Genomic DNA, 23,566 nt, shown 5'->3' on the forward strand with positions numbered 1-23,566 from the left:
AGGAAGACGCATGTCAGCAGCACAGCAAAGGATCGTGGTGGCCGTTGACGGCGGCGGCACCGGGTGCCGGGCGGCGGTTGGCACGCTGGATGCCGGGATCATTGCGCAAGCCGAAGGTGCCCCGGCGAATGTTGCAACAGGATTTGAGGCGGCGCTCGCCAATGTCACGGCCGTTGTCAGCCGGGCACTGGCCCACGCCGATCTGGCCGATGCCCCGCTGGACCAGATCACCGCTCATGTGGGCGTTGCCGGGGCAAATTCCCAAGCCGACATGGCACGCGTCGCAGCGGCCCTGCCTTACGGCACATGCAGCGCGACAGGTGACCGCGAAACCACCGTTGTCGGCGCATTGGGAGATGCAGACGGCTTTGTCATCGCGCTGGGAACCGGCACGATCATCGCGCGCCAGCATGAGGGAGCGGTCAGGACAGTTGGCGGCTGGGGGTTCAAATTGTCCGATCAGGCCGCGGGCGCCTGGCTGGGGCGGCGGTTGCTGGAAGAAGTCCTGCTTGCCGAAGATGGCATGCGGGATCACAGCACGCTGACCCAGTCGACGCTGGCACGGTACGGCAGCCTGTATGAAATCGTCGATTTCGCCGCGACTGCCGCCCCCGGCGCCTATGCAGAGCTGGCCCTGCACGTCGTTCCGGCGGCACACCAATCGGATCCGGTTGCCGTCGCCCTCATGCAGGAAGGTGCCACCCATCTGGAGCGGGGGCTGGATGCGTTGGGCTTTGCCGACGGCAACGCATTGAGCCTTGCGGGCGGGTTGGGGCCGAAATATGAACCTTGGCTGGCTGAACGCTATCGACGCAATCTGGTCCTTCCGCGTGGCACTGCCCTGCAGGGTGCCTATGCGCTGGCCTGCAAGGCTGCCCGGGTTCCAGCGTGACACCGCAGCAGGCCATCGTCGGCGCGGCCGTGTTTGACGGTACGACGATGCAGGAAGGTGCCGTGGTTCTGATAACTGATGCCGAACCGGTCATCACGTCGGTTGGTGACCTTCCCACCGATGTTCCACGCATATCGCTTGAGGGTGGCGTGATCCTGCCCGGTTTCGTCGATCTTCAGGTCAACGGCGGCGGCGGGGTCATGCTGAACGACGCCCCTGATCCGGCAACGGTTGCACAGATGGCAAACGCGCACTGGGGCCTTGGCACGCGGGGCTTCCTGCCCACCCTGATTACCGATACCCCTGCCCGAACCACCGCCGTGATCACAGCGGTAGCTGCAGCCATCGCGGCTGGCACCCCCGGCGTGCTGGGCCTGCACCTTGAAGGGCCGCATCTTGATCCAGACCGCTGCGGCGCGCATGATCCCGGGCTGATCCGGCCCATGACCGACGCCGATCTGACCCAGCTTCTTGCCGCCGCCGACACCTTGCCGAACCTCATGGTCACCCTCGCCCCCGAAGCGGCAAGCCCCGCGCAGATTGCAGCGCTGGCCGCCGCCGGTGTGATCGTGAGCCTTGGCCACAGCAATGCCGACTATGATACCGCGATGCGCGCCTTCGATGCGGGTGCATCTGCAGCCACCCATCTTTTCAATGCCATGAGCGGTCTGGAAAGTCGCGCGCCCGGGCTGGTAGGTGCCGCGCTGACCTGCCCTGCGGCGTCAGCGGGATTGATCGCGGACGGCATCCACGTGCATCCCGCCACGATCCGTGCAGCCCTTGCCGCAAAGCAGGGACCGGGCACCGTGTTCCTTGTGAGCGACGCGATGGCGTGTGCCGGTTCGGACATCGACAGTTTCACACTGAACGGCCGCCGGATTACCCGCCGAGACGGGCGGCTGACCCTTGCCGATGGCACCCTTGCCGGCGCGGACCTGACGATGGCACGCGCGGTCGAGGTTTTGGTCAATGACGTGGGCATGCCACTGGATGACACCCTGCGGCGGACGACATCGGCACCCGCGTCGCTTTTGCGCAATGGGATGGGTGTGGGCCACTGGCCGGACACGCCATCCAGCCTGATCCACCTGAGCGCGGATTTCCGGACGGTTACGGCCCTTCCCGATCTATGAAGCCACCGGGTGCCTGCGCCGGACCGATCCCGGCCTGCCGGGCAGGTCAAGCTGCGCATCGTTGCGCGCCTGCCGGGAGATCACCTTGCCCTTGGCGATCACAGCCAGCCGATCGGGCCTGAGCCGCAACGCTTCGACCGCGTCGCCTGCATCCAGAACGACCAGCGACGCCTTGGCGCCCACGTGCAAGCCGTGGTCCGCAAGCCCCATGATCTGCGCATTGGTCCGGGTGACCATATCGAAACAGCGCTGCATCTCCTCGGGCGACGTCATCTGCGCCACGTGCATCCCCATGAACGCCACATCGAGCATGTCACCGGTGCCCAGTGAATACCAAGGATCACGGACGCAGTCCTGCCCCCAGCCCACGGTGATGCCATGGGCCTGCATCTCCTTCACCCGGGTCAGGCCGCGCCTTTTGGGAAAGGTATCGTGGCGGCCCTGCAGCATGATGTTGATCAGCGGATTGGGGATCGCGGCGACCTGCGCTTCGGCCATCAGCGGCAACAGTTTGGAGACATAGTAGTTGTCCATCGAATGCATCGACGTCAGATGCGACCCCGCCACCCGGCCGTGCAATCCAAGGCGCTGGGTTTCATGGACAAGCGTTTCGATATGCCGCGACAGGGGATCATCCGTTTCGTCGCAGTGCATGTCCACCATCAGCCCGCGTTCGGCGGCAATCTCGCAAAGCGCCGTCACCGACCGCGCGCCATCGGCCATGGTCCGTTCGAAATGTGGAATGCCGCCCACCACATCCACCCCCATGTCCAGCGCACGGAGGGTGTTTTCATACGCTGTCGGGTCCCGGTAAAGGCCGTCCTGCGGGAAGGCCACCAGTTGCAGGTCGATGTAATCGGCCACCTCCCGCTGCACTTCCAAAAGCACTTCGACCCCCATCAGGCTGTCGTGGCAGGTGTCCACGTGGCTGCGGATCGCCAGAAGCCCCATGGAGGCCGCCCAGTCGCAATAGCTCAGCGCGCGGGCCTTGACTTCATCCGCCTGCATGACCTGCTTCAACTCTCCCCAGAGCCCGATCCCTTCGAGCAGCGTTCCGGACGTATTGATCCGTGGGATGCCGTAGCTGAGCGTTGCATCCATATGGAAATGCGGATCGACAAAGGGCGGGCTGACCAGATCGCCCGTGGCGTCGATGACCTCTCCGGCTTCCGCATCCAGCCGTTCCGTCGCGACGATGGTGCCGTCCCTGATACCGATATCAGTGGTGGTGCCGTCGGGCAGCGTGCCGCCTTTGACAATGAGGTCGAACATTACCTCTCTCCTTTATTGAACGGCACCATCAACGCCGCTGGCACCTGCGCGCGACGCGACATGATCACAAGCGCCAAAATCGACAGCACATAGGGCGCCATCAGGAATATCTGATACGGCACATCCGCCCCCAGCGGCGTTTGCTGCACCCGGATCTGCAAGGCGTCGAATGCGGCAAACAGCACCGCGCCCAAAAGAGTCTTCCACGGCATCCACGACCCGAAGACCACCAGCGCGATACAGATCCACCCGCGCCCGTTCACCATTTCGAAGAAGAAGGAATTGAAGGCGCTCATGGTCAGGAACGCGCCGCCCACAGCCATTAACCCGCTGCCGACCATCACCGCACCCATGCGGATGGCGGTGACGCTCAGGCCCTGTGCCTCTACCGCTGCCGGATTTTCGCCAGCGGCGCGCAGGGCGAGGCCGAGGGGCGTGCGGTAAAGCGTGAAGCTGACAACGCCGACAAGGATGAACGCCAGATAGGTCAGCGGTGTCTGGGAAAACAGCGCGGGGCCGATTAGCGGCAGATCGGAAAGCAACGGTATTTCATAGGGTTGGAACGCTTCGATCTTTGGCGGGGATGTAACCTCTGGCAGGGCAAGCCGATAGCAATAATAGGTCAGCGACGTGGCCAAAAGCGTGATCCCGAGGCCCACGACGTGCTGGCTTAACCCGAAAGGCACCGTCAAGACGCCGTGCAGCAGGCCGAACAGCATTCCCGACACCATCGCCACCGCCACACCAAACCACAGACCGCTCCCCAGATAGACCGCCATCCACCCGGCAAAGGCGCCCACCACCATGATCCCCTCGATCCCGAGGTTCAGCACGCCCGCGCGTTCGCAGATCAATTCGCCCAAAGCCGCGAAGATCAGCGGCGAGGCAATGCGGATCGCGGCAGTCCAGAAGCTGGCGGAGAGGAAGATGTCGAGGATATCCATCAGTCCCGCCGCACCCTGAATTTGGTGAGCATGATGGCCAGCACCATCAGCAATAGCGACAGCGCGAGCATGATGTCCGCCAGATACGTTGGCACGCCCGCCGCGCGGCTCATGCTGTCCGCGCCGACGAAAATACCCGCCACGAACAGCGCCGCGACCACCACGCCCAGCGGGTTCAGAAGCGCCAGCATCGCCACGATGATGCCCGTGTAGCCAAACCCGGGGGAGATATCGAGGGTCAGACTGCCCTTCAGCCCCGCCACTTCGGAAAACCCTGCAAGTGCGGCCAGCCCGCCCGACAGCAGCGCCGTCTTGATCAACACCGTGTTGACCGGGATACCTGCAAAGCGCGCCGCTTCGGCGTTCAGCCCGACCGCGCGCATCTCATAGCCAAGCGTCGTGCGGCGCTGGATTACCCAGACGATGACCGCCGCGATCAAAGCCAGAGCAAACCCCCAATGCAGCCGCAGTCCATCGAAGATACGCGGCAGACGCGCCTCGGCAATCAGCCGCGCGGACTTGGGCCAGCCAAGGCCCATCGGATCCTTCAACGCGCCTTCCAGCAGCATCGAAACCCAAAGCAGGACAACGAAATTCAACAAGAGCGTGGTAACAACTTCATCCACGCCAAACCGCGTCTTGAGAAAGGTGGGCACCAGCAGGACAACTGCACCCGCACAGATCGCCCCCAAGGCCATCGCGGGCAGCAGTGCCGCCGCCGGCCAGGCCAGCGCGCCCGTCCCCAGCACCACCGTGACCACCGCGCCCACGTAAAGCTGCGCTTCTGCACCGATGTTCCAGAGCTTTGCGCGGAACGCGACCGCCACCGCAAGCCCGGTAAAGATCAGTGGCGTCGCGCGGTTCAGCGTTTCCAGCAGCGCGAACTTCGATCCGAACGCGCCCTTGATGATCAGCCCCAGCACGGAAAACGGCTGTGCGCCCGCAATCATCGCCAACAGCGATGCGACCACCACGGTGGTCAGCAGTGCCAGCGCGGGCAGGCCCAGCGTGCGGCTGAGCGGTGGATTGGCGATGGGTTCAAGCCGCATGCGTCTGCCCTTCTTCAAACCCGTGTCCCGCCATCCAGACGCCCAGTTCAGTTGTGCTTTTCTGTCCGCGCGGGAAACCGGGCGAAAGGCGGCCTTCTGAGATCACATGAATGACGTCCGACAACTGCATGATTTCATCCAGATCTTCGGAGATCAGCAGCACCGCCGCCCCCCGATCCCGTGCGGCCAGAAGCTGTTCGTGCACGTAGGTCAGCGCACCGATATCGAGGCCGCGCACAGGCTGGTTTGCCAGCACCACCTGCGGCGCTGTCTCCAGCACCCGGCCGAGGATCAGCTTTTGCATGTTGCCGCCCGACAGCAACCGAATGCGCGTCTCCGGCCCCGGACACCGCACGTCGTATCCTTTGATCACGCCCTGGGCAAAGGCCCGCGCCGCGCGCCAGTCCATCCAGCCACGCGTGCTGAACGGCGGCTTGGCATACCGCTCAAGCACGGCATTCTCCGTCAGGTCGAAATCGGCGATGGTGCCGGTCTTGTGCCGGTCTTCGGGGATGCGCGCGATCCCTGCGGCAACGGCGGCGCGGGGCGACCACGACGCAGGCCTGCCCCCGTCGATTTCCAGCGTGCCGGTCGCGGGCGAAATCAGCCCTCCTATCATCTCCGCAAGCGCCGCCTGCCCGTTACCGGAGACACCTGCCAATCCCGTGATCTGCCCCCCACGCAACTGCAGGTCGACCGCCTTCAACCCCGGCGCGCTACCGCGATCAGGGGTGGAAACCTTTTTCAAGGTTATCAATGCCTTGCCGGGTGTGGCTTTGCGCACGTCCGGCGGCGCCACTTCCGCGCCCACCATCATCTGGGCCATCTGGTGACGATCAACATCCGTCGTGCGTGCCTCCGCCACCAGCTTGCCATGACGCAGGACCACCACGCGCGAGGAAATCGCCGTCACTTCGTGCAGCTTGTGGCTGATGAAGATCACCGACAGGCCCAGACCCACGGCACGGCGCATGGTGGCAAAAAGATCGTCAGTTTCCTGTGGCGTCAGCACGGCGGTCGGCTCATCCAGGATCAGGATGCGCGCATCCCGGTAAAGCGCCTTGAGAATTTCGACCCTTTGGCGTTCGCCTACCGTGAGACTGCCCACCGGCGCATCCGGGTCCACGGCCAGACCGTAATCCGCCACCAGTTCCATGATCCGCCGCCGCGCCGCGCGCTTGCCAAAGCCAAGCCGCCACAGCGGGGCCGTGCCCAGCACGATATTTTCCAGCACGGTCATGTTGTCGGCCAGCGTGAAATGCTGGTGTACCATGCCCACGCCCGCATTCAGCGCCGCGGCTGGATTGCCGGGCGGAAGGGTCTTGCCGAATACCTCCACCTGCCCTTCGTCCGCCGTGTAATGACCAAACAGGATGTTCATCAAGGTCGTCTTGCCCGCGCCGTTTTCGCCCAGCAGCGCGATCACCTCCCCCTGATGCAGCGCGAAACTCACGCTGTCATTGGCCGTCAGCGCGCCAAAGCGCTTGGTGATGTTGTCGAGGCGCAGGACAACCTGCGCCCCGTCTTGCGTGGTCATTTAGCTGGACTTCGGCTCTTCATCGTTGATCGTCACGACAAAGCTGCCGTCCTTGATGGCCGCGGTGCGCTCTTCGACCAGCTTCATCGCCGCCTCGGGCACTTTGCCCTCGAACGTTCCCAAGGGTGCCAGCGAACAGCCTCCCTCTTTCATGAAGGAGTAGATGCCATAGTCCTTTGCGGTGAATTCCCCGGCCTGCACGGCGGCAATGGCAGCGTCCAGCGTCGGTTCGAAATGCCAGATGGCGGAGGCGACAACGGTGTCGGGATATTCCGACTGGGTGTCGATCACGTTGCCGATGGCGAGGATGCCTTTTTCTTTCGCGGCATCGGACACGCCAAAGCGTTCGGCATAAAGCAGGTCCGCACCGTTTTCGATCATCGCAAAGGCGGTCTCCTTGGCCTTGGGGGGATCGAACCACGACCCGATGAAGCTGACCTGGAAGGAGATGTCCGGCTTCATCTCTGCCGCGCCAGCCATGAAGGCGTGCATAAGGCGGTTCACTTCGGGAATGGGGAAGCCCCCGACCATGCCGATATTGCCGCTCTCGGTCATGGCACCTGCAATGATACCAGACAGATACGCGGCGTCCTGAATGTAGTTGTCGAAGACGGAGAAGTTAGGGAGTGCTGCATCTTCCTTGAAGGACGACCCCATGAGGAATGCCACATCGGGATAGTCCGCCGCGACTTCGCGCGCTTCCTGTTCCGCCCCGAACACTTCGCCGATGATCAGCGTGTTGCCCGCTTCGGCGTATTCGCGCATCACTCGTGCGTAATCGGTGTTGGAAACGTTTTCCGTGAAGCTGTAGGAGATATCCCCGCGCGCCTGCGCGGTCTCGGCCGCCTTGTGAATACGGCTGACCCACTGCTGTTCGACCGGCACGGTATAAATGCCCGCAACCTTGATCGGATCGGCGGCCCATGCGCGTTTGGGCAGCAATGTTGCCGCACCCGCCAGCGCCGCTGCTGACCCCAGCAGATGCCGCCGTGTGATCGCGTTCCTGGAATGTGATGTCATGTGGTGTTCCCCCAATTGGAATTTCTGCCGTCAGCGTTTGCGCAATCGCCACGCAGGTCAAGGGCCGATACGCCTTTGCCCGCGCGCAACGCTGAAAAACACCCCTTTCGCCTTTGCCATTGGCAGCTTCGAAAAAGAGCGTATAGAAAACCTGCAACTCACAAGGGAGAGTCTCCATGAGCCATGTCCTCCGCCGTGTCCTGACCTCGGATCAACCGACCATCGTGAAGGGCGAAGGGGCCTATCTGGTCGACAGCACCGGCAGAAGATATCTTGATGCCTGTGGCGGGGCGGCGGTTTCCAGCCTTGGCCATGACAACAAGGCCGTGCGCGCGGCGGTCGCGCGGCAGATGGAAACGCTCAGCTTTGCGCATACGGGTCTGTTCACCAATCAGCCCGCAGAGGATCTGGCCGATTATCTGATCGCCCATGCGCCCCAAGGCACCGGCGAAGGGCGTGTGATGTATCTGGGCAGTGGATCCGAAGCGATGGAAGCCGCTCTGAAACTGGCGCGGCAGTACCATATCGAAAACGGCCAGCCGGAGCGCGCGCACATCATCGCCCGCGCACCCAGCTACCACGGCAACACGCTGGGTGCCCTTGCCGTCAGCGGCCATGCCGGGCGGCGCGCACCCTTTGCGCCCCTGCTGATCGACGTGCATCATATCGATGCGGCATACGCGTACCGCTTCCAGCAGGACGGCGAAAGCGAAGGCGCGTTCGCCCTGCGCATGGCCAACCAGTTGGAGGAACGTATCCTCTGCCTTGGCCCGAAAACCGTCGCCGCGTTTGTTGCCGAACCCGTGGTCGGCGCATCGCTCGGCTCCCAACCCGCGCCTGCGGGGTACTTCAAGCGGATCAGGGAGATTTGCGACACCCACGGCGTGCTTTACATCGCCGACGAGGTCATGTGCGGCATGGGACGCACCGGCAGCCTGTTCGCGCTGGAACAGGAAGGAATCGCAGCCGATATCACCACCATGGCCAAGGGGCTGGGTGCCGGATACCAGCCCATCGCGGCGGTCATGGCTTCCGAAAAGGTGGTCGCGCCGATCCTTTCGGGCAGTGGCAAGTTGTGGAACGGCCACACCTACATGTCGCATGCGGTGGCAACCGCCGGTGCAATGGCGGTGATGAAGGAGATCGAGGAACGCGATCTTCTGAGCGCGGTGCGCCATCTGGGCGCGCGGCTTGAGAACGGTCTGCGCGCGGCCCTGGAGGACCATCCGCACGTCGGCGACATTCGCGGGCGCGGCTTGTTCTGGACGGCCGAAGTGGTCCGGGATCGCGCCACCAAAGCGACTTTTGATCCGTCGCAGAACATTGCAGGCCGGGTGCAAAAGGCTGCGATGGATGCTGGCGTGATCTGCTATCCGTCTCAAGGCTGCGCAGACGGGACATCGGGCGATCACCTTCTGCTGGCCCCCTGCTTTACCTCCACCGCCGCAGAGATCGACACGATTGTCGACACGATGGCGCAAGCCATTTCATCACAGACCCTTGCCTAGCCCGTTGAAAAAGAACTCAATTGCCATCGGAACGAACCCGGCAAGCGATTGAGGCATGCGGTTCGCGATGGGATGTCAGTTCGGGTAAAGATGGGAAGGCACCAACGGCCTTCCGCGGCCAAGGCAGGCGCATTCGGGCTAAGATCGATAAGGTTCAATCTGGTCCGCTGACAACGCATACCCGATTTCCGCAAGCTGTGTGGTCACGGATGAGACACCGAACATTCCGATCACATTGACCGGTTCGAACAATCCGTCCGTTTCGTATGGCGTCGCGGTCGTGACAAACACCAGTTGATTGGCAGGCGGCGGTGGAACGTGTACGCAGGCACCGACATACGGCACCAGAATGAAGGCGGTGACACCGGTGCCGCTGTAGTCAATCGGTACAATGAAACCGGGCAGACGGACGATCTGCCCGTCCCAATCTGTCCTGACACCGCTGGACGGGGGCTGCTGACTTGAAAGTGGCGCTTTGTCGTGGTCGATAAATCCGCGCAAGGTGTTCGGAATCGCCGTCTCATTCTCGGGCAGCAGGTCTTCCCAATCCAGGTCGATGTAAGCCTCGGATTGCGCGATCCCGGGTACAAGGGCCATTGCAGCCATGCCTGCAAGGACGGAGCGGCGCTGAAAACGCCGGTTCACCATTCGTATATCTCCATCTTATCGGCTGCTATTGAATAGCCTGTTTGGCCAAGGTTGGTTGATTGCAATTTCGTGCGCATCACGCCGGTGACCCAGACAGGCTCCCAAAGCTGGTCGCCGGGCCATGGGCGCGCGGCATTCACCATGACAAGCTGGTTTGCGGGCGGTGGCGGTGTGTGGATACAGGCGCCGACATAGGGGACCAGCATGAAGTCCTTCACCCCTTTGGCACTGACGTTGAAGGGGATGATGAACCCCGGCATCCTGACGTAGGCCCCATTCAGCGCCTGGTTCAATTTAACGCCGTTCGCGTCATAGATCGGGTTCCAGGTGTCATTGGCCTCGTCCAACTCCCCTTCCCCGATGATCTGCGAATAGGGCACGCCCGGCGGGATAAGGTCATCCCACATGATCTCTCGCGGTGACGCGGCAAGCGCCGCCTTGGGGGCCGCAACCAGTGCCGACAGGAAAAGCATTGTCGTTCTGCGATTCATCATTTGATGCACCTCGTTCTCCGCATCAGGTGTTTACCATCATACCGTCAGCGACAGACATTCGGTAGGCCCGCAATGCGGGTACAAGGCTCACGATTGCGCCAGCACAGACAACACCAGCCATTGTCCAGACCTCCCGCATGGTGGGCGCGTCAATCGGAAGCCACAAGCCAAAGGCGCTGTCCACGACAGGCTGCGCGACAAACAGCCCAACATAAAGCAGCGCCAGCCCCAACAGCGCACCAACGGCGGCCATGACGACCGCCTCGAAGACCAGCATGCCCAGTATCGTCGCAGGGCGCGCCCCCATGGCCCGAAAGATCGCCATTTCGCGGCGACGTTCATTGAGGCTGGAAAAGATCGTGGCCATCATGCCGATCAGCGCCGTCACCACCACCATCGCGGAGACAGCCAGAAGTGCCGTTTCCGCAATGCCGACGATGCCCCAGAGTTCCTGCAGCGCCACACCGGGCAGAATGGCAAGCAACGGTTCTTCCGGGTATTCGTTGATGGCGCGCTGCAGGGCAAAGGTCTGCAACGGACTTTCGACGCCGACCAATGCGGCTGTCACCGCTTTGGGTGTCAGTTCCATCTCACGGATCACATCAACGGGCGTGGTTTGACCGGGCACCCGTGCGCCTTGCTGCCAATCAACGTGAATGGCTTCAATTGCTTCCAAACTGACGATGACGGTGCGGTCGACAGGTGTGCCGGTCTTTTCCAGAATGCCGGCGACGCGGAAGGGCTGATCCTTGTGTTCGGTAAATGACGCAAGCCCATGGGCCACGACGATCGGGGCGTCCACCTCGTATCCGAGGGTGGCCGCGACATCTGCGCCGATGACCGCGTCGAACAGGTCATCCATGATGCGGCCCGTGTTGACGGCAAGCGATCTGCCCTGACGGTATTTATAGTGCTCAAAGAACGCCGGGGTGGTGCCCATGACCCGGAACTGGCGGTGGCTGTCGCCCAACGAAATCGGGACGATCCAGTCGACATCGGGTCGCGCGGCGATGTCCTGATAGCTTTCCCAAGTCACGTTGTTCGTTGCATTGCCAATGCGAAAGACGGAATACAGCAAAAGCTGCACCGACCCGGATCGCGCGCCGACGATCAGGTCCGTGCCTGAGATCGTATCGGCAAAGCTGGCCTTGGCCCCGGTTCGCACCTTTTCGACGCCAAGGAAAAGCGCAACCGAAAGGGCAATCGCAAGAACCGTCATGCCGACGGTCAAGGCGCGTGCAAACAGCGATGCAAAGGCAAGGCGCAGGGTCATGCCATAGCCCGTTCAATCCTTGCGATGTCTTCCATGCGCAGGGTTCGGTCGAAGCGATCGCCAAGCCTGGGGTCATGGCTGACCATCAGCAGCGACGTCCCATGCGCCGATGTCTGCGCGAACAACAGGTCAAGAAAGGCGGCCTGGCTGTTCGCATCAAGGGCGGACGTGGGTTCATCAGCAATGATCAACGGCGGTTTCCCGATCAGCGCCCTGGCCACAGCCACACGCTGCTGCTGGCCAACGCTCAATGTATTGGCCTTCGCTTTGCCGACATCTTGAGGCAGGCCGAGCGCCGCACACAAGCTCGCAGCCTCCGCCGTTGCATCGCCCACCCGCTTGCGCCGTTCCGGTGCGAAACGCAGCGGCAAAAGGATGTTGTCCATGACTGTGCCAAAGGGAAGCAGATTGAACTGCTGGAAGATCACGCCGATCATTTCCGCGCGAAACTTGTCACGCGCGCCGCCTGACAACTTGGTCACATCCGTACCGGCGATCTTTACAGTGCCCAGATCCGGCAGGATCGTGCCGCAAATCAGCGAAAGCAGTGTCGACTTGCCGGACCCGCTTTCGCCCAAAAGCAGCACAGTTTCGCCTTTGGACACTGTCAGACTGCCCACCTGCAACGAGAATCCGGACCGCCCTGACCACTGGTAAGCAATGTCACCAAGCGCAAGAACGGTGTCAGACATCCGCGTTCACCGACCCAGATCGAGCACCGGTGCATCACGCTCGACTTCAAACGCCTGTGCGCCGGACGTCGTGATGATCTGCACTTCAACTTCCTTGGCATTCGGGAAAGCTTCGAAATAGGCGAAGGTAATCTGCGTCAAAGCAGCCGGGTTTTCGCAGTCCAGCGTGTATTCCGCATGAAACTCGGTGTGGCCTGCGTCTTCGGCATGATCGTCGTGCCCGTCGTGATCATCGTGACCTTCTTCGGCATGATCGTCCTTGTGATCCTCGTCATGTTCGTCGTGGCTTTCTTCACTTTCAAGTTCCGCACGCGCTTCAGTCACGGAACAAGCTGCTGCGTCAGCCATCATGAACAGGTCAAGGGGCGCCTTCAACCGCGCAATTGCCGCGTCGATGGCTGCAATGTCTGCGTCACTTTTCGCAGCATATTCAAACCCCACGATGTCGGCACCGGGCGCGTGGAACTCCATCGCTACTGTCGACCCGTCAATCGCGATATTGAGCGCACCAACCCCGTGTTCATGGGCGTCAAGCTGGCGGTTCTCTTCTGCAATCGCAGGGACAGCGGCGAGAACAGCAATGAAAGAAAAGACGTGCTTCATGATCTATCCAATATGTTTTGTGAGGGGACTATCAGGCGGCGCACATGCCGCACTGACCTTGAATTTCAACGATATGTCGCGCGGCCCGAAAGGCGCTTTCGTCAGTCAGGGCGGTCAGCTTCGGCAAAAGCGCGCTGCCGTCATGTTCCTCTACCGATCCGCAGTCTTCGCAGATCGCAAGGACAGGAACGCTAGCGGCATGGTTGCACCTGCAGGAAACGAAAGCCTTGATGGATTCAAGACGGTGCGCACGCCCCTGATCCGTCAACGCGGAAAGCGTGCGATACACTGTAGGAGGCGCGATATCCGGCTCACCCAGCTGTAATTTCTCAAGAATTTGGTAGGCAGTCATTGGCTTGTCGCATGCGTTCAGCACGCTCAGGATATCATTCTGCCGGGCAGCAGCACGTTTTCTCATCTGGTGATCTCCATCGTTGGAAATATGTTATTTTATAAAATAACAAACTACAACGCGTGAAATGTCGCTTGGCATTCCCAACCAGAAAAGTCGCCAGCCCGACTGATGGCTGGCGGGTGCGTCACATTGGTCGCTGTTGGGCAAACCGCTGCAATCGGCAGCAGATGTTAAGCCGGATCAGCTAGAAGAACAACGAACGACCGCGAAGTCAGCCGCATTTGCTGTGTCCACAGGATCCGCAGGTCATGCAGCCCTCGATCATCCTCAAATCATATTGACCACAAGCCGAACAGGCAGCACCGCGCGGCGCATCCAGCCCCACAACCTGCGCCTGCGGATCGCTTTTCAGTCCCATGCCCTCGCCTTCGATGAAGCCCGTGGCGATCATGTGCTTTTCAATCACACCGCCAATCGCGGCAAGGATGGAGGGCACGTATTTCCCCTGCATCCACGCGCCACCGCGCGGATCGAACACCGCCTTGAGTTCCTCAACCACGAAAGACACATCGCCGCCACGCCGGAACACGGCGGAGATCATCCGCGTGAGCGCCACGGTCCATGCAAAATGCTCCATGTTCTTGGAGTTGATGAACACCTCGAAGGGGCGGCGGTGGCCGTTCAGCACGATGTCATTGATGGTGATATAGATCGCGTGTTCGCTGTCGGGCCACTTGACCTTGTAGGTGTTCCCCTCCAGCTCCGCCGGGCGGTCAAGCGGTTCGGACATATAGATCACGTCGCCGCCCTCTTCGACCAGTTGCGGACCTTCTGCCGGTGTCTGCTCGCTGCTTTCCGACACGCTCAGCACCGATCCCGTGACCGCGTTGGGCCGATAGGTGGTGCACCCCTTGCAGCCCGTGTCCCAGGCTTCCATGTAGACGTCCTTGAAGGCGTCAAAGCTGATGTCCTCGGGGCAGTTGATGGTCTTGGAGATGGAGCTGTCCACCCACTTCTGCGCCGCCGCCTGCATCTTGACGTGATCCAGCGGGGCCAGCGTCTGGGCGTTGACGAAATGATCGGGCAAAGGCGCGTCGCCTTTCAGATCGCGCCACATTTGCACAGCGTAATCAACAACTTCTTCTTCCGTCCGGCTGCCGTCCTTCTGCAGAACCTTGCGGGTGTAGGCATAGGCAAACACCGGCTCGATCCCGGAGGAAACATTGCCCGCATAAAGGCTGATCGTGCCGGTGGGCGCGATGGAAGTCAGCAGCGCGTTGCGGATGCCATGGGTGCGGATTGCGTCGCGCACATCATCGTCCATCATCTGCATGTTGCCGGATTGGAGGTAAGCATCGGCGTCAAAAAGCGGGAACGCGCCCTTCTCCTTCGCCAGATCAACAGAGGCCAGATAGGACGCCCGTGCGATGGCTTTCAGCCACTCCTCAGTCTGTGCCGCGGCCTCATCGCTGCCGTAACGCTGACCCAGCATCAGCAAAGCATCCGCCAGCCCGGTCACACCCAACCCGATCCGCCGCTTCGCCTGCGCTTCGCGTGCCTGCGCCTCAAGCGGGAACTTGGAGACATCCACCACGTTGTCCATCATCCGCACAGCGGTCGCGACAAGCTCATTCAGCGCGTCGATATCGAGTTTCGCATTAGCCTCGAATGGATCGCTTACCAACCGTGCAAGGTTGATAGAGCCCAGCAAACACGCGCCATAGGGCGGCAGTGGTTGTTCGCCGCAGGGGTTTGTCGCGGCGATCGTTTCACAATAATTCAGGTTGTTCGCCTGATTGATCCGGTCGATAAAAATCACACCGGGTTCGGCGTAATCATAGGTCGCCTGCATGATCCGATTCCACAGATCACGCGCCTGCACGGTGTGATAGACCTTGCCGTCAAACACCAACTCCCACGGGCCGTCCGCCTTCACCGCCTCCATGAACGGATCGGTAATCAGCACCGACATGTTGAACATCCGCAGCCGCGCGGAATCGGATTTGGCGGCGATGAAATCCTCCACATCCGGGTGATCACACCGCATGGTCGCCATCATCGCCCCCCGGCGCGAGCCTGCGGACATGATCGTGCGGCACATCGCATCCCAGACGTCCATGAAGCTCAAAGGACCAGAGGCATCCGCCGATACGCCTTTCACATCGGCACCCTTTGGCCGGATGGTGGAGAAATCATAGCCGATCCCGCCGCCCTGCTGCATGGTCAAAGCGGCTTCTTTCAGCATGTCAAAGATACCACCCATGCTGTCAGGTACGGTTCCCATCACAAAGCAATTGAACAACGTGACCTTGCGCGCGGTGCCTGCCCCTGCGGTGATGCGCCCGGCAGGCAGGTATTTGAAACCCTCCAAGGCGCTGTAAAACTTGTCTTCCCAGACGTCCGGATCATCCTCCACCTGCGCCAGATCACGGGCGATACGCCGCCATGTGTCCTCTACCGTGACGTCCTTCGCGGTCCCATCGGGGGCCTTGAAGCGGTACTTCATGTCCCAGATCTGTTCGGCAATGGGGGCGGCAAAACGTGTCATGGCAGGGTTTTCCATCATTGGGGTGTAAAGAGGTTGAGACAGGCGGAGGCAGGAGCGTTCTAAATGCCATTCCAGAGGATCAAGGGCAAGTCGGCAGAAATCCGGCAAGATCAGGCTGAGAGAATCGCCTGACCCCGCTTTGACACCATATATTGTGCAACGCATCCAATCAACCACAACATTATGAAGAAAGCCAATCTGACGCACTTGCAGAACCGGCACTTTCCTGCGATTTTGTGTCCATGTCCCATACACACCTCATCAAGCTTTCCGTCGGCACCGAAACCGTAGACGATCTTGCCGCCTGGCAGGCGACCAAACGCGCGCAGGCGCCTGACGGGTTGCCCCGTCACGTCACCCGTATGTGGCCCCGGCGGGAAAGCGAGGTGCTGAACGGCGGTTCGATCTTCTGGGTGATAAAGGGTGTGATCCAGTGTCGGCAGGTCATCAACAGGCTGGATGAATACATCGGACAAGACGGCATCCGCCGGTGCGCGATCGTTCTGGAGCCTGAGATCATCCGCACCCAGACCAGCCTCAAGCGCCCCTTTCAGGGCTGGCGGTATCTTCAGCCCGCCGATGCGCCACCCGACCTGCCCGAAGGGCGCGACCACGAAGAACCGCTGCCGGTGGAACTCAACAAGGCCCTGGCCGAAATCGGCGTGCTTTGAAACAAGCAACCCGGTTGTTCCGCCGGGTTGCTAGGGTTTTCCAGAACGGATGACGCCAAGACCCGTCAGCCCAGTTCATCCGTTTCCAAATACCTTAACACGCCGCAGTTCGCCAACGAACCGGATCAGTTGTACAATGCCTCGATCTGATCCGCATAGATCTCGTAGATCTTTGCCCGCCGGACCTTCATCGTCGCGGTCACCTCACCATCATCATGGTCCAGTTCCTTGGGCATCAGCCAGACCTTTTTGACCTGTTCCACCCGCGCCAGATTGGCGTTCTGCTTTTCCACCTCGGCCTCGATCAGCTTCTGGACCTGCGGATGCACGGCCAGCGACCGGAAGGTGGTATAGGCAATCCCCTGTCCTTCCGCCCAAAGCCGCACGGTATCCATGTCCAGTTGCACCAAGGCCCCCACGTAAGGTCGCTTGTCCGCGATCACGATCACTTCCTTGATGAAGGGGCTGGCCTTGATGACATTCTCGATCAGCGCGGGCGACAGGTTCTTGCCCGCCGCGTTGATCATGATGTCCTTCTTGCGATCAACCAGCGTCAGCGACCCATCGCTTTCGATCTTGCCCACATCCCCGGTATGCAGCCAACCATCCTGAATGGCTTCTGCCGTGGCCTTGGGGTTCTTGTAATACCCCTTGAAAACCGTCGGTCCGCGGAACAGAACCTCGCCATCCTCGCCCAGCTTGCATTCGACGGTCTGAACAGGCAGGCCAATCCGACCGTCACAATTGCCCCAGGCCGGTTGGATCGTACCAACGCCGGAGGTCTCCGACATGCCCCACGCCTCGCGAATGTTCACACCAATGCCCCGCATGAACCCCAAGAGATCAGCGGAGATCGGCGCGGCGGCGGAAATTGCGAACGTCACGCGCCCCAACCCCAGGTAGCTGCGGATATGGCGGTAGACCAGCACATCCCAGAACGCATTCGCCATCCGATCTGACGCGGACCACTGATCGCGCCGCTTCATGCCCCGCCGCTGTGCACCTTGCAGTGCCAACAGGGTCATGGGCCGCCGCAATCTGCCCGCAGTCTGTGCCTGCACCAACACGCCCGCCTGCATCTTTTCCCAGATCCGCGGCACACCAAAGAAGATCTCGGGCGCGACTTCTCGCAGGTCGAGCGTGATCGTACGCAGGCTTTCCCCGAAATTCATCACGAAGCGGCGGCTCAACCCGTTGATGACGGTCACTGCCTGCTCCGCAATATGACACAGCGGCAGATAGCTCAGCACATTGGTGCCCGCCGGGTAATCCGCAAAGATCTGATCGGCAACGGCAGCACCCGAATGGATGTTCCCGTATGACATCTCAGCCGCCTTTGGCAACCCGGTAGAGCCCGAAGTAAACACCATCATCGCCGTGTCTTCAGGCGTGATGGAGGCAAGCCGCGCGCGCAGATCATCCCGCGTCTCCGCCAGTTTCTCCCTGCCCAGCGCCAGAAGGTCGGCAAAGGACATCAGGCCCAGCAAATCCTCTCCCTTGGTGCCCTTGGGGTTCAACACGATCAACTGCCTGAGCTGCGGCACCCTCCCCTCCAGGTCCTTGATCTTGTCCAACTGCTCCTGATCCTCGATGAACAGCATCGTCGTGTCAGAGGCATTGATCAGGTGATCCAGTTCCGCCGCCGGGGACGTCGGATACATCCCCACAACCACGCCGCCTGCCGCATTGATCCCGAACTGCGCCTGAACCCACTCGCTGCGGTTCTCGCTCAGCACACCGACATGGCCGCCGGGTTCCAGCCCCAGCGCGATCAGACCGGCCGCACAGGCCTGCATGATGTCGTCCAGATCGCTCCAGGTGATCTCGTTCCAGATGCCGAACTCTTTCTGGCGCATCGCGACGCCGTCACCGCGCGTCTTGGCGTGATCGTGAACAATCTGCACCAAAGGCGCAAATCCGGGCAGTCTTTCATCAAAGGCCATCTGTCTCTCCTTCGCTCAGCTCAACCAGCGTTTACGCCGCTTGTAGTGTTTGACATCCCGGAAGGACTGCCGCGCGTCTGACCCGTCCTCGGACATCCCAAGATAGAAGGACTGGATGTCCTTGTCATTGCGCAGCTTGTCGACCGGACCTTCGAGCACGATCTGCCCGCTTTCCATGATGTACCCGTAATCCGCCACGTTGAAGGCGACCCCGGCGTTCTGCTCCACCAACAGGATGGCCACACCGTCCTCCTGGTTGAGACGGCGGATGGTGTCGAAAATCTCCTCGACCACCTTGGGGGCAAGCCCGAGCGATGGTTCATCCATCAGGATCAGTTCCGGCCGCGCAATCATCGCGCGCCCAAAGGCCAGCATCTGCTGCTCTCCGCCCGACAGATATCCGGCAATCTGCTTGCGCCGCTCTTTCAGGCGCGGGAAGAAATCATACACCTTGTCATAGTCAGGCTTGGCTTTGCGATCATCCAACGCATAGGAAGCGGCGATCAGGTTGTCCTCGACCGTCATCTCCGAGAAAATACGCCGCCCCTCGCGCACGTGGAACAATCCCTGCTGCACCAGCTTGTCCGGTGCGATCCGCATGATCTGCTGGCCCTTGAAGGAAATCCGCCCTTCGCCCACTTCGCCATTCTCCAGCGCCAGCAGGTTCGAGGCGGCTTTCAAGGTCGTGGTCTTGCCTGCCCCGTTCGTACCCAGAAGCGTGACAATCTTGCCATCGGGCACCTCAAGCGACAAACCGCGCAGGGCCTGGACCGTGTGATAATAGGTCACCTCAATATTCTCGATGGTCAGCACGACGTCACCTTGTCTTCCAAATGGCGAAAAAAACCCGGGGGGCAAGGGGGCAGAGCCCCCAAAAGGGGTGGGAGGGCGGGCCCTCCCACCCTATCATCAAACGCTCAGCCAATCCGACTTGGGCGAAAACAGCCCCGTCTCCGGATCATAGCCATAGACACGGCCCGTCCCGATGGCGTTGTTCACCATGGAAACATTGCCGCCAAAGAAGCCACCGGAATCCCAGTCGGAAATGTTGGTCAGCGTCTCGGCGATGTTGTCCGCCGTCAGCTCCTTGCCAGCGTCATGGGTGTCGCGGAAGGCCTTCATGGCAATCTCCAGACCACACATGGTCTGCAACGCCCAGGTGGACATGTAGCTCTCAAGCGGCGTGCCCGCGAACATCTCCTTGGACAGCGCTGCATACTGCTGATAGCGCGGTGCGTCTTCCTGATCGTAGAAGTAGCGGTAGGGCATCACGCCTTCGTAGCCCGCCAGGAACGGGCCCGCTTCCTTGGTGATCCGGTCCGCGATCAGCTTTTCCATGCCCCAGAAAGTGCCCTTGAACTTGGTCGGCAGACCAAACTGGCGCGCGCCACCAATCAGTTGCGGCCAAACGCCCGTGACATAGCCATGCAGGATGCAATGATCCGCACCCGATTGGGCCAGCTTGGTCACATGTGTCGGAATGTCCGCACCTTGCGGCTTTGTGCTTTCTTCCAGAACCACCTCAAGACCCAGCGATTCTGCTGTGGCCCGTCCATGCTCGATAGGGTCACGACCAAACTCGGTGTTGGAGAAGATGAACGCAACTTTCTGACCACCCTCATCCTTGATGTTCTGCAACAGGATGTCGATCTGGCTCTGGTAGCTGGGACCAGACATGTACTGATAGGGATGCGTGGCGGGATCGGCCAGTTCTGACGCAAAGGAGGTCGACCCCATGATGCGCGCGTTCTCGCCCTTCAGTTCAGGCGCGATCAGCTTCATTGCACCAGTGGAATCAGCGAAGTACCCGATCATCGCCGTGCCTTCGGTGGCCAGCGCGCGCTGGTAGTTGGCCAGCGTGTTGTTGGGGATATAGCCTGAATCCTCGGTGGTGAATCGGATCGGCACGCCACCAATACCGCCTTCATCGTTGAACAGCTTGGTGGCAAGGCTAAACGCAGGTGCAACAAGCTGCCCGGCGGTGGCGAAAGGCCCCGTCAGCGGCAAGGACGCACCCAGCACGTATTCACTGGGCTGCGCCTTCAGGATCATCGGGGCACCCATCAGCGCGGTTGTCGCGGCTGTAGTGCCCAGGAAAGTCCGGCGGTTCATGGTCATGGTTCTTCTCCCTTGTGTGGCCTTATGATTTATCCACGCGCGAACGGCCAACGGTTCGCAGCACGCAGAATTCGGTCGATAATCTGGTTCAGTCCAAGTGGTTCCTTCAGCAGAAACAGCACCAGCAGGGTGCCAAAGGCGATCTCCTGCAGTGGCGCACGCAACTGTCCGGCACTGGCCGATCCCCCGGCAACGGCGCCGAAGATCACCTTGATCATTTCAGGCACCAGGACGATGATGATCACGCCAAACACCGGCCCCATAGTACGGCCCATGCCGCCAATGATCAGCGCGGCAACAAGGTTCAGCGACAGTGCAAGCTCAAACTGCTCCGGCAGGATCCGGGCATAGAAGTAAGCGAAAAGCGCGCCCGCCAGACCGCAATAGGCAGCCGACAGCGCAAAACTGGTCAGCTTGTAGCGCAACAGCGAAATGCCCAGGATCTCGGCCGAGTAGTCCCGGTCCCGGATCGCGATGAACGCCCGGCCCACGCGCGTCCGGATCAGGTTCTGTGCGGCCAGCAGCGCGGTCAAACCCACCACCGCGATCAACCCGAACATTTCCCGCTTGGTATCCAGCACCCACCCAAAGAAATTGGGCGAATTGGTATTGATCCCCACCATGCCACCCGTCCAGGGCGCAAACAGGTCTTCCTCGATCAGGAAGATCACGATGAAATTCGCCGCCAGCGTGGCCACGGCCAGATAGAGCCCCTTCACGCGCAGGGATGGCAGCCCCACGATGACCCCGACGATGGCTGCCAGCGCCACTGCGAAAGGGACCGCGAAAAACGGCATGATCCCGGCCGGGATGACGCCTGTCGCGACGTTGTTGAAGATCGTCACCGCATAGGCGCCAATCGCCACGAAAGCCCCGTGCCCCAGTGACACCAGCCCGGTGTATCCTGTCAGGATGTTGATCCCCACCACCGCGATCAGCAAGATCCCCATCTGGCTGGCAATCAGGATCATGTAGTCATTGGCAAACAGCGTGAATAACGCCAGCAGGGCCATCATGCCATAGACAAACATCTGCTTGTAGGTGTTGTTGAGGACGCGTTCGTCTGCCGCGTAGGTTGATTTGAGATTTGCGTTGATCATATCCGCTCAACCTCTTTCTGGCCCATCAATCCATGGGGCCGCCATATCAAGACCACCAGCACGGCGACGTACGGCACGATCTCCGCCCAGCTGCCGCCCAATTGCCATTGGGTCATCGCCTCCAGCACGCCGACCGACATGGCAGCGATCAGCACACCGACATAACTGTCGAGCCCGCCCATCAGCACAATCGCCAGCACGCTGAAACCAAACAGCCCCAGTGACGGCGAAATGCCGTTGCGCGTGGCCAGAATGGCCCCCGCGATGGCGCCCGTGGTTGACGCCAGCACCCATGCGCGGCTGAACACCTTGGGCACCGAGATGCCCATGGAATAGGCGGTCGACTGGTCTTCTGCAGTGGCGCGGATCGCCACGCCCCCTTTCGTAAATTTCACAAAGGCGACGATGGAGGCAAAGAGCAGCAGCGCCAGGATCATATTCACCAGATCCGTGCCGAACAGGAAAATCGTCGTGCCGAACAGCTCAAACCGAATGGGCATGTTGGGCGCGATGAACGGCACGTTCGCCGCATCCGCCGTCCAGATCAGGCTTGCGGTGCCCGACATGATCGAAATCAGCCCCACCGTAACCATGATCATCGCAAAGACCGATTGCCCCATCAGCGGGCGCATCAGCACCCGTTCCACGATCCGGCCCACAACGGCATTGGCGATCAGCGCACCAATCAGGCCCAACAGGATCCGGGGCACGTTGCTGACCCAATCCAGCACAGCCCCCATAGGCGAGAACATCGCCAGCCCTTCCCGTTGTGCCAACAGCCACCCAGGCTCCCAGGAAGCGAGCCAATCCGGCGCCCAGGGCTGGTTCGGGATGATGACCGAGAAGGTGAAATAGAAATAGGCGCCGAACATGATCAGGTAACCATGGGCGAAATTCACCACCTTGGTGGCCTTGTAGACGCTGACGATGCCCACGGCGATCAGCGCATAAATCGCCCCTGCCATCAGCCCGTTGATGGCGAATTGTACAAATTGCCCCATTACGCCGCCGCTCCCAGATAGGCTTCAATCACCGCCGGGTTCTTGCTGACCTCTTCGGGCGTGCCATCGGCGATCTGCTGACCGAAGTTCAACACGACGATGTGGCTGCAAATGTCCATCACCATGTGCATGTCATGCTCCACCAGCAAAATGGTCGTGCCAAATTGTTCCTGAACATCCAGAATGAACCGTGCCATATCCGCTGTTTCTTCGCGGTTCATGCCCGCGACAGGTTCATCCAGCAACAACACCTTCGGCCGCATCGCCAGCGCCCGGCCCAACTCCACCCGTTTTTGCAATCCGTAAGGCAGCATGGTGATCGGATATTTGCGTATGTGGTCGATCTCCAGAAAATCGATCACCCGTTCCTCCACCTCGCGGCGCAGTTCCAACTCTTCTTTCTGGGCGCTGCCGAAATAACGCAGCGCCTGCCAGACGTTTGTCTTCAACCGCGTGTGACCGCCCAATTTGATATTGTCGAGAACGGTCATCCCCCGGAAAAGCGCGATGTTCTGAAACGTCCGCGCCAGCCCCAGCGCCGCACGCTTGTCCGGGCTCATGTCGGTGATGTCCGCCCCTTCAAAGAAAACGCGGCCCTTGTCAGGTTTGTAAAAGCCCGAGATTGCGTTGAAAAGCGATGTCTTGCCCGCGCCGTTCGGGCCGATTACACCGGTGATTTCTCCTTCGCGCGCTTCAAAGTTCACGCCTTGCAGCGCTTTGATGCCGCCAAAAGACAGATGCAGATCCTCGATCCTGAGCACGCAA

Annotated in this window: 22 protein-coding genes; 4 read left to right on the forward strand and 18 right to left on the reverse strand. The window is 60.8% G+C overall.

Annotated elements, in window-relative coordinates:
• Window positions 1–10 precede the first annotated feature (10 nt).
• Both AB4X18_RS04080 and nagA read left to right on the forward strand, forming a co-directional pair.
• Entirely contained in the window at window positions 11–892 is an 882-nt protein-coding gene (locus tag AB4X18_RS04080) for a BadF/BadG/BcrA/BcrD ATPase family protein (protein ID WP_370402404.1), read from the forward strand.
• Window positions 889–2,025 carry an N-acetylglucosamine-6-phosphate deacetylase gene (nagA, locus tag AB4X18_RS04085; RefSeq protein WP_432817111.1) on the forward strand — a complete coding sequence of 379 codons (1,137 nt, stop codon included), beginning with the start codon at window positions 889–891 and terminating at the stop codon, window positions 2,023–2,025. The genes AB4X18_RS04080 and nagA overlap by 4 nt, the downstream gene beginning before the upstream one ends.
• On the opposite strand, the gene AB4X18_RS04090 is transcribed toward nagA, so the two are convergent.
• The 5 genes from AB4X18_RS04090 to AB4X18_RS04110 are packed head-to-tail and all read right to left on the reverse strand — an operon-like array spanning window position 2,020 to window position 7,847.
• Window positions 2,020–3,297 carry an amidohydrolase family protein gene (locus AB4X18_RS04090; RefSeq protein ID WP_370402407.1) on the reverse strand — a complete coding sequence of 426 codons (1,278 nt, stop codon included), beginning with the start codon at window positions 3,295–3,297 and terminating at the stop codon, window positions 2,020–2,022. The genes nagA and AB4X18_RS04090 overlap by 6 nt on opposite strands.
• Window positions 3,297–4,241: an ABC transporter permease gene (locus AB4X18_RS04095; RefSeq protein ID WP_370402408.1), complete on the reverse strand. Its 945-nt coding sequence runs from the start codon at window positions 4,239–4,241 to the stop codon at window positions 3,297–3,299. The genes AB4X18_RS04090 and AB4X18_RS04095 overlap by 1 nt, the downstream gene beginning before the upstream one ends.
• Complete coding sequence (locus AB4X18_RS04100; protein ID WP_370402409.1) at window positions 4,241–5,290, reverse strand: ABC transporter permease; 1,050 nt, start codon at window positions 5,288–5,290, stop codon at window positions 4,241–4,243. Before AB4X18_RS04100 ends, AB4X18_RS04095 begins: the two co-directional genes overlap by 1 nt.
• A complete protein-coding gene (locus AB4X18_RS04105) occupies window positions 5,280–6,827 on the reverse strand; it encodes an ABC transporter ATP-binding protein (protein ID WP_370402410.1) in 1,548 nt (515 codons plus the stop codon). Before AB4X18_RS04105 ends, AB4X18_RS04100 begins: the two co-directional genes overlap by 11 nt.
• Window positions 6,828–7,847 carry a BMP family protein gene (locus AB4X18_RS04110; protein WP_370402411.1) on the reverse strand — a complete coding sequence of 340 codons (1,020 nt, stop codon included), beginning with the start codon at window positions 7,845–7,847 and terminating at the stop codon, window positions 6,828–6,830. It abuts the gene before it with no gap.
• Between the two features lie 176 nt (window positions 7,848–8,023).
• Here AB4X18_RS04110 and AB4X18_RS04115 point away from each other — a divergent pair, with 176 nt between their 5' ends.
• The gene (locus tag AB4X18_RS04115; protein WP_370402412.1) at window positions 8,024–9,355 is read left to right on the forward strand and encodes an aspartate aminotransferase family protein; all 1,332 of its coding nucleotides are present in this window, start codon (window positions 8,024–8,026) and stop codon (window positions 9,353–9,355) included.
• A gap of 138 nt (window positions 9,356–9,493) precedes the next feature.
• Here AB4X18_RS04115 and AB4X18_RS04120 read toward each other — a convergent pair whose 3' ends face one another.
• The 7 genes from AB4X18_RS04120 to AB4X18_RS04150 form a co-directional block, all read right to left on the reverse strand.
• Window positions 9,494–10,003, reverse strand: coding sequence for a DUF3299 domain-containing protein (locus AB4X18_RS04120; protein ID WP_432817112.1), 510 nt, complete (start codon window positions 10,001–10,003; stop codon window positions 9,494–9,496).
• A complete protein-coding gene (locus AB4X18_RS04125) occupies window positions 9,997–10,497 on the reverse strand; it encodes a DUF3299 domain-containing protein (RefSeq protein WP_370402414.1) in 501 nt (166 codons plus the stop codon). The genes AB4X18_RS04120 and AB4X18_RS04125 overlap by 7 nt, the downstream gene beginning before the upstream one ends.
• Before the next feature lie 22 nt (window positions 10,498–10,519).
• Window positions 10,520–11,770 (reverse strand): ABC transporter permease, encoded by a 1,251-nt coding sequence (locus tag AB4X18_RS04130; protein ID WP_370402415.1) that lies wholly within the window; start codon window positions 11,768–11,770, stop codon window positions 10,520–10,522.
• Window positions 11,767–12,462: an ABC transporter ATP-binding protein gene (locus AB4X18_RS04135; protein ID WP_370402416.1), complete on the reverse strand. Its 696-nt coding sequence runs from the start codon at window positions 12,460–12,462 to the stop codon at window positions 11,767–11,769. The genes AB4X18_RS04130 and AB4X18_RS04135 overlap by 4 nt, the downstream gene beginning before the upstream one ends.
• A gap of 6 nt (window positions 12,463–12,468) precedes the next feature.
• On the reverse strand, window positions 12,469–13,065 hold the full coding sequence (zrgA, locus tag AB4X18_RS04140) for a zinc uptake protein ZrgA (protein ID WP_370402417.1): 597 nt from the start codon (window positions 13,063–13,065) through the stop codon (window positions 12,469–12,471).
• Window positions 13,066–13,096: 31 nt separating this feature from the next.
• Window positions 13,097–13,483, reverse strand: coding sequence for a Fur family transcriptional regulator (locus AB4X18_RS04145; RefSeq protein ID WP_370402418.1), 387 nt, complete (start codon window positions 13,481–13,483; stop codon window positions 13,097–13,099).
• Window positions 13,484–13,691: 208 nt separating this feature from the next.
• Window positions 13,692–15,968 carry an adenosylcobalamin-dependent ribonucleoside-diphosphate reductase gene (locus AB4X18_RS04150; RefSeq protein ID WP_370402419.1) on the reverse strand — a complete coding sequence of 759 codons (2,277 nt, stop codon included), beginning with the start codon at window positions 15,966–15,968 and terminating at the stop codon, window positions 13,692–13,694.
• A 242-nt stretch (window positions 15,969–16,210) separates the two neighbouring features.
• Between AB4X18_RS04150 and AB4X18_RS04155 the strand changes: the two genes are divergently transcribed.
• On the forward strand, window positions 16,211–16,639 hold the full coding sequence (locus AB4X18_RS04155; protein WP_370402420.1) for a DUF1489 family protein: 429 nt from the start codon (window positions 16,211–16,213) through the stop codon (window positions 16,637–16,639).
• A 125-nt stretch (window positions 16,640–16,764) separates the two neighbouring features.
• Here the strand turns inward: AB4X18_RS04155 and AB4X18_RS04160 are convergent, their stop codons facing one another.
• The 6 genes from AB4X18_RS04160 to AB4X18_RS04185 form a co-directional block, all read right to left on the reverse strand.
• Window positions 16,765–18,582 carry an AMP-dependent synthetase/ligase gene (locus AB4X18_RS04160; protein ID WP_370402421.1) on the reverse strand — a complete coding sequence of 606 codons (1,818 nt, stop codon included), beginning with the start codon at window positions 18,580–18,582 and terminating at the stop codon, window positions 16,765–16,767.
• A gap of 15 nt (window positions 18,583–18,597) precedes the next feature.
• Window positions 18,598–19,395, reverse strand: coding sequence for an ABC transporter ATP-binding protein (locus tag AB4X18_RS04165; RefSeq protein ID WP_370402422.1), 798 nt, complete (start codon window positions 19,393–19,395; stop codon window positions 18,598–18,600).
• 96 nt (window positions 19,396–19,491) lie between these two features.
• The gene (locus tag AB4X18_RS04170) at window positions 19,492–20,700 is read right to left on the reverse strand and encodes an ABC transporter substrate-binding protein (protein ID WP_370402423.1); all 1,209 of its coding nucleotides are present in this window, start codon (window positions 20,698–20,700) and stop codon (window positions 19,492–19,494) included.
• A 29-nt stretch (window positions 20,701–20,729) separates the two neighbouring features.
• Window positions 20,730–21,800, reverse strand: coding sequence for a branched-chain amino acid ABC transporter permease (locus tag AB4X18_RS04175; protein ID WP_370402424.1), 1,071 nt, complete (start codon window positions 21,798–21,800; stop codon window positions 20,730–20,732).
• On the reverse strand, window positions 21,797–22,801 hold the full coding sequence (locus AB4X18_RS04180; RefSeq protein ID WP_370402425.1) for a branched-chain amino acid ABC transporter permease: 1,005 nt from the start codon (window positions 22,799–22,801) through the stop codon (window positions 21,797–21,799). Before AB4X18_RS04180 ends, AB4X18_RS04175 begins: the two co-directional genes overlap by 4 nt.
• Window positions 22,801–23,562, reverse strand: coding sequence for an ABC transporter ATP-binding protein (locus AB4X18_RS04185; RefSeq protein ID WP_370402426.1), 762 nt, complete (start codon window positions 23,560–23,562; stop codon window positions 22,801–22,803). Before AB4X18_RS04185 ends, AB4X18_RS04180 begins: the two co-directional genes overlap by 1 nt.
• Window positions 23,563–23,566: the final 4 nt, after the last annotated feature.

Origin of the sequence: Sulfitobacter rhodophyticola, from assembly GCF_041281685.2 — a bacterium.
Taxonomy (GTDB): domain Bacteria; phylum Pseudomonadota; class Alphaproteobacteria; order Rhodobacterales; family Rhodobacteraceae; genus Sulfitobacter.